The sequence below is a fragment of the Natrinema soli genome (genome assembly GCF_028618695.1).
Genome location: NZ_JAQIVI010000753.1, coordinates 1 through 2,794 on the forward strand (window position 1 = coordinate 1; position 2,794 = coordinate 2,794).

The following is a 2,794-nucleotide window of genomic DNA, read 5'->3' on the forward strand; positions in this document are numbered from 1 at the left end:
GCGAGCGATCGCGATCGCCGATGGCGTCGACCTCTCGCCGGCGCTCGGGCCGGTGTTCTCGCTCGAGGAGTACGAGGACGCCTTCGCGGCGACGCGAAACCGCGAGGGGATCAAGATCACGCTGCACCCGTGACACTCGGTCCGGGGAACCGGTCCCGCTCGAGCGGCCGAACGCTCACTCCGCCTGCTCGGTGTACATCTCGTCCGGATCGAGGTCCTCGCGGATCAGCCGGAGTTCCTCGTCCATCGGTTCCGGCGTGGTGCCGAGGTCGTCGGCGAAGGGGATCTCCCAGCCGGTCCGCTCGCGGACCTCCTCGCGCGTCGCGTTCGGGTGGAGCGCGTCGATGTACATCTCGCCGGGCTCGTCGAACCGGCAGACGGCGAGGTCGGTGATGACCGCCTCCGGGCCGCCTGAGAGGCCGAGTTCCGCCCGTCCCTCGCGGCCGTCGACGTAGCCCGGACTCGTGATGAAGTCGACCTCCTCGGGGAACCGCCGCTCGGAGTGGGGCGTGACCATCAGCGTCCGGTCGACGTGGCAGGCGATCTCGCAAGCGCCGCCGCTGCCAGGCAGGCGGACATCCGGATCGTCGTAGTCGCCGATGACGGTCGAGTTGATGTTACCGTACTTGTCGATCTGCGCGCCGCCCAGAAAGCCCACGTCGAGGCGGCCGGCCTGCAGGTAGTAGTTGAAGTTGTTCCGCATCGGTTCGATCGAGACCGCCCCCGACGCCAGCACCGGATCGCCGATCGACAGCGGCGGCGACGATGGATCGGAGCCGATCGTCCCCGACTCGTAGACCATCTGCAGCTCCGGCGCGTGCGTGCGCTTGGCCACGTTGCACGCCAGGTTCGGCTTGCCGATCCCGACGAGCACCGAGTCGTCGTTCTCGAGTTCCCTGGCCGCCGCTACCACCATCAGCTCGCTGTTCGTGTAGTTCATCGGTGTGCCTCCGCGTAGTCGGTCGGTCGATCGGTCGTCGCGATCCGGCGGGTGCGGTCGGTGGCGGTGACGCCACCGGCGCTCGAGCGGGCGGTCGTCATCGGTACACCCCCATGTCCACGGGCGTGGCGTAGTCCCGGTCGGGTTTGAGGTCAAGCAGGCGGTCGACGCCGAGTTTCTCGACGTACTCCCGACGATTTTCGACGCCGTAGACCCACTCGTCGAGCCATGCCTCGACCCGATCGACGTCGCTCGCGATCTCGGTCCACTCGATGTACGCCTCGTTGTCGCGGCCGTAGTAGCCCTGCGCGTAGGACGGGTGCGAGCCGTAGGGGTCGCGGACGACGTAGTCGACGTCGTCGCTCGTGACGACCGTCCGGTTCGGGTCGCTGCGGATGGTCTCCTCGGAGCAGAGTTCCTCGACGGCGAGGATCACCGTGTCCGCGGCCAGAGCGGCGACTTTCACCTCGCCCTGGATTCCCCAGAGGTGGGCGTTGCCGGACTCGTCGGCCCGCTGGGCGCGGACGACCGTCACGTCCGGCTCGATCGGCGCGACGGCGTAGACGTAGTCGTCGCCGAACGGGCTCTCCAGGCGCGCGATGTTATCGTTGTGTTCGGGCAGGTCGGAGCCGATGAACCCGCGAAGCGGAGCGAACGGCAGGTTCGACGCGCCCGCATCGAGCGCCGCGACCAGTCCGAAGTGCGTGTACTCCTCGAGCTCGAGTTCGGTCGGGATCCCCTCCTCGGCGGCGCGGCGGAACGCCGGCAGGCTCCCGACGCCGGGGTTGCCGGCCCACGAGAACGTCGCCTTGCGCGCACAGCCGGCCGCGATCAGCTGATCGTAGATCAGGTCCGGCGTGGCCCTGATCAGCTCGAGATCGCGTTTCTCCTGTCTGATTATCTCGTGTCCCGCGGCGAACGGGATGAGGTGCGTGAACCCTGCGAGATAGACACTATCACCGTCGGAGATGCCGTCATCGATGGCGTCTTGCATGGACGTAACGTTACTCATAGCTGCGCTGAACTACGGTATCGATGGCGGAACGGCCACATAACGATTCCCTTTGGGAGAGACGGGTGAGCGGAACGACCCTCTTCGGGAGAGCGATGGGAACGCGAAACGACCGCGCGGCCGCCGCGCCGTCGCCCGTGTACCGTAAATTGATACCGATCGACACGGTATTCGGTATCGATGATCTCTCTCAGCCCCGAGCAGGAGCTGCTCGTCTCGTCCGTCGAAGACATCGCGGAACGCGAGTTCGCCGATCGCGCGTTCGACTAGAACGGCGAGCCGCCGTGGGAAAACGCGAAACTCTTCGCCGAGCAGGGCTTCCTCGGCGTCAACTTCGACGAGGAGTACGGCGGCGGAATGACGGAACTCGACGCGATCCTCACCATCGAAGCCGCGGGTCGGGTCTGTCCGGACACCGCGGAGTTCCTCTACAATCAGACGCTCGTCGCGCCGCGCGCGATCGAGCTGTTCGGCACCGACGCGGCCAAGGAACGCTATCTGCCGCCCGTGCTTGCCGCCGAGGACAGCATTGCCATCGGCATCTCGGAGCCGGAGGCCGGCTCCGATGTCGGCGCGATGGGGACGCGGATCGAGGAGGAGGGCTCCGAACTGGTCCTGAACGGCGAGAAGACGTGGGTGAGCAACGTCGAACACTCGAGCGCGGCGCTCGTCTGGACGAAGTTCCCCGAGGGCCTGGGTTCGGTCGTCGTCGAGTTCGACTGGGACGGCGTCTCGGTCGAACAGCACTACGAGAATATGGCCGACCACCACCAGACCCACTTCGTCATGGAGGACGTGACCGTCCCCGAGGTGAACGTCGTCACGCGCGGCCCCGACGGGTT

Annotated in this window: 3 protein-coding genes and 1 pseudogene; 2 read left to right on the top strand and 2 right to left on the bottom strand. The window is 66.8% G+C overall.

The window, feature by feature from the left end:
• Positions 1 to 175 precede the first annotated feature (175 nt).
• Positions 176 to 940 (bottom strand): CoA-transferase subunit beta, encoded by a 765-nt coding sequence (locus PGX04_RS31635; protein ID WP_273742100.1) that lies wholly within the window; start codon positions 938 to 940, stop codon positions 176 to 178.
• A gap of 97 nt (positions 941 to 1,037) precedes the next feature.
• On the bottom strand, positions 1,038 to 1,952 hold the full coding sequence (locus PGX04_RS31640; protein WP_273742101.1) for a CoA transferase subunit A: 915 nt from the start codon (positions 1,950 to 1,952) through the stop codon (positions 1,038 to 1,040).
• 336 nt (positions 1,953 to 2,288) lie between these two features.
• Here PGX04_RS31640 and PGX04_RS31645 point away from each other — a divergent pair.
• Both PGX04_RS31645 and PGX04_RS31650 read left to right on the top strand, forming a co-directional pair.
• Positions 2,289 to 2,411 (top strand): annotated as a pseudogene (locus PGX04_RS31645) (acyl-CoA dehydrogenase family protein); the annotation flags it as partial.
• 117 nt (positions 2,412 to 2,528) lie between these two features.
• Positions 2,529 to 2,794 (top strand): acyl-CoA dehydrogenase family protein (locus PGX04_RS31650; RefSeq protein WP_273742102.1); only part of this gene is annotated, 266 nt, incomplete at its 3' end.

Excerpts from the sequence above, each read along its gene's own strand:
- PGX04_RS31635 (WP_273742100.1), bottom strand. The coding sequence starts at position 940 with ATGAACTACACGAACAGCGAGCTGATGGTGGTAGCGGCGGCCAGGGAA.
- PGX04_RS31640 (WP_273742101.1), bottom strand. The coding sequence starts at position 1,952 with ATGAGTAACGTTACGTCCATGCAAGACGCCATCGATGACGGCATCTCC.